The sequence below is a fragment of the Segatella salivae DSM 15606 genome (genome assembly GCF_000185845.1).
GTDB lineage: Bacteria > Bacteroidota > Bacteroidia > Bacteroidales > Bacteroidaceae > Prevotella > Prevotella salivae.
The window spans coordinates 2,933,792-2,936,970 of record NZ_GL629647.1 but is presented as its reverse complement, the minus strand read 5'-3'; the positions used below and the strand labels follow the sequence as shown (position 1 = coordinate 2,936,970).

The 3,179-nt window shown below is 42.3% G+C and carries 4 protein-coding genes; 2 read left to right on the top strand and 2 right to left on the bottom strand.

Features of this window, described 5'->3' with window-relative positions:
* The coding region (locus HMPREF9420_RS11485) for a CHC2 zinc finger domain-containing protein (protein WP_007135878.1) at positions 1-571 on the bottom strand (571 nt) is incomplete at its 3' end.
* 209 nt (positions 572-780) lie between these two features.
* Complete coding sequence (locus HMPREF9420_RS11480) at positions 781-2,055, bottom strand: virulence-associated E family protein (RefSeq protein WP_025839657.1); 1,275 nt, start codon at positions 2,053-2,055, stop codon at positions 781-783.
* A gap of 630 nt (positions 2,056-2,685) precedes the next feature.
* Between HMPREF9420_RS11480 and HMPREF9420_RS11475 the strand changes: the two genes are divergently transcribed.
* On the top strand, positions 2,686-2,973 hold the full coding sequence (locus HMPREF9420_RS11475; protein ID WP_025839656.1) for a helix-turn-helix domain-containing protein: 288 nt from the start codon (positions 2,686-2,688) through the stop codon (positions 2,971-2,973).
* 2 nt (positions 2,974-2,975) lie between these two features.
* A partial coding sequence (locus tag HMPREF9420_RS11470; protein WP_007135875.1) for a hypothetical protein occupies positions 2,976-3,179 on the top strand: 204 nt, incomplete at its 3' end.

The window sequence follows — 3,179 nt, the reverse complement described above, 5'->3', positions numbered from 1 at the left end:
CAATCGTTCCCTTGAAGGAACCATTGTCCCGAAGCTCATAGCCTCCCGATTGATTGGCAAAGCCGATGGCTTGATAGTGCAGCCCTCTTACCTCATAGCTGATACAACGCAGAAAGGGCATCGCCTTTTCCATGTTGATGCAGCGTTCCTCCATGAGGTATTTCTGCAAATGGGACGGCAAGGTGTCTGATATACCTGTCAATCTCCTTGCTCCTTTTGCAGATGCTGCTTGTCTGATACTTTCCAGCTTGGAAGTTTCTTGTACACACTCTCTTTGAGGACTACACGCAGTATAATCGGGAGTGTTCCGTCCTAAGTGTCGGATGGCTTCCAGTAGCGTGCAGCCTTCCAACCTCATACAAAGGTCAATAATACTTCCGCCCTTGCTTTCGGCATAGTCTATCCAGAGGTTCTTCTCTGTGTCCACCTTGAAGCTCGGATGCGTGTCTTCACGAAATGGTGAACGGTAGAGAGCATAGGCAGGTGTGCTGCGCACTGGTTTGATACCTTTCCTCTCAAGATACTCCACTATGGGGTATCTCTTGATGCGTGATAAATCTTCTTCTTTCATTGTCGTATTGTTTTATTGGTTAAACATTTTTCCATTCTGATTTTTATATCGGATTATATTTTGATTATACTGATAGGGCAAACTTCATTGATGCTTTTTCGTTTCCTAAAGTTTTTCCACAGCAAACTTTTTCTTACTACATACTATTTTGTAATAAGTGGTTGATTATCAGTATCTAATTGTAGTATATAACAATACTACTCATACTACTACATCAGGCTACTACAACTGTTAAGCAGGGGACATGGCAGAATTTTCCTAATCTTATACACATAGACAGGACTACTGCCTTCACGCCTCTTGCTTACCTTTTCAAAGCCAGCCCTTTTGAGTGCTTCGCCCATACGTTTGAGTGTCAAAGGTTGATGCGTATAAACACCTAAATAAGCGAGTATTTCGGTAGTGGTCATGTAAGTACAATGAGGATTGTCCTCTGTTGGCTTTTCAAAACAGCGTAATAGTAATTCCATTTCTGCGGTCTGTACTTGGAAGTCCTCACTCTCCTTGTAGAGTTCCGTGATTTCTTCATCGTTAAACCAATATCGAAAGCCTGCGTTTAGCAAGGCTTTCGCTTCGGTATAGACGGCATCCATAGAAATTTCCTTTGCTCGTTCAATATCAATGGCAAGCACCTCAAAGGGCAGAAATCGTCTGCTTCCTGTCGGGTCTGTCAAAAAATCATTGCCGTTTACCGATGCTACAAAACTCGCCAAGTGTGGGTGTTCCTCCACATACTTGTCGTAGGGCATACGGTATTTGACCATCGGGCAGGTGATGAGGTTCTTCAGCTCGTTCTCGTCACGTTTGTTAAGGGCTTTGAGCTGATCGTCGATGTTCACGATAAGGTTCTGACCGATATAGGTGAGTGTGTCCTTCTCCTGCGGATATATCTTGCCTGTGTAGCTGTAACCTTTAAGCGCGGGCGGACAAAGCAAATCAAGAAAGGTAGTCTTGAACTTTCCTTGTTCTCCTGTCAGTACAAGACAAGTATGGTTACGGCACTCACGGTCGTCTATAGCGTTGGCAACTACTGCAACAAGCCATTTGATAAGGTATGGCAGCCACTTTTCAGAGTTGCGGACGATAACGCACGATGCAAGATTGGCGATGGCGCATTGGTTTATCTCTATCTTGTACAGCACTTCTGAAGCATCAACCGTTGGCAAAGTCTTGAAATACTCCTGTATGGGATTGATACGGGGAGAAAAGCTGCTTTCAATGATGGAATAGAGATTATCAGCGGAAGTAATAATACCTTTCTCGCTATCAAGTTCCCTGCGAAAGGTATTGATGTCATAACGGCTGACCTTACTATACACATTGGCATATTGGGGAGAAAACTCTGTTCTGCCAAGTACAGTGTTGAACCTGAAGTCATAATGGGTGGAGAAGTAGCTTTCTATCTCCTTGTTTTTGGAAGTTTGCCTACTATGCTTCGGCTTATCTTCTGTGCGTATATTGCTATTGTCTGCGCATTTCTTCATAATCGTCCTAAAATGATTTCTGAAAGTGAAGTTAAGGAAGATAATTTTGATAGCCAAGCATTCTCGGTGTGCTTGCATAATGTTGCACAGACTTGCTATAAATTTCCTTGTAGGAAATCATCAAACATCTTAGTTTTTAGTGGATTAAATGGAGAAATCAAAGGGTAAAAGGAAATGATACAAGTACCAATAATTGATTGGCTTTGTAACAAACCACATTCAAATGCGGTATTCTGCACATTTGGGTAGTGAGCTATAAGTAAAGGAATAACAAAGAACGGATAAGGCAAAAATAACTACCTATTTAAACAAAAAGCAATCCACAAAAAGATGTAAGCAAAAATTAAGAGCTTATCTCTATGTTCTCAGAAATCTTAGAACAAGGCAGAATACTTATGTCAAATGGTAGGTTGTATCTTTAATTCTATTGGCAGTGAAAGAAGAAAAGTGGGTGTTTCAGTGTTGATAACGACAAGAAATGAGGAAGAAATTTTCATCGTGTTTCCTTTGTTTTCCCTGCTGTTCCTTAGTGCTTTGAGCATAAGGATACTATCCCTACTTTTGCATCGTGCTGGGGCGCAGAACGCTGCAACACAAGAAAACAGTAACAACAAACAAAACAATAGAAGTATGGGGTATTTAATAATTACAGACCAGAACTGGCAGAAACTAAGGGACGAGATATTAAGTCTTGCCGACTGCTGCCACAAGGCATTTGGAGAGAAGTGTAAGCACACAGATTGGCTGCACAATGGTGATGTGTGCAGGTTACTTAACATCAGCAAGCGCACCTTGCAGCACTACCGTGATACGGGCGTGCTGCCGTTTACACAAATCGAACACAAGTGCTATTATAGGCGTGAGGACGTGGAGCGGTTGTTGCAGACAAAATCAGAGAAAACCAAGAACAATAAATAAAGATGGAAACAGTAAGAGATTTGAACATGGATTCGGACGAGATGCAGGTGGTGCTGTCCGCCATAAGAAGTGTGAGCAAACGGATAAAGGATGTAGCAGAGACATACAAGCCTCTCTTTGGCGGTGAGCATTTCCTCACAGGTAAGGAGGTGTGTGAACGGCTATATATCAGTCCTCGAACATTACAGGATTATAGGGACAAAGGG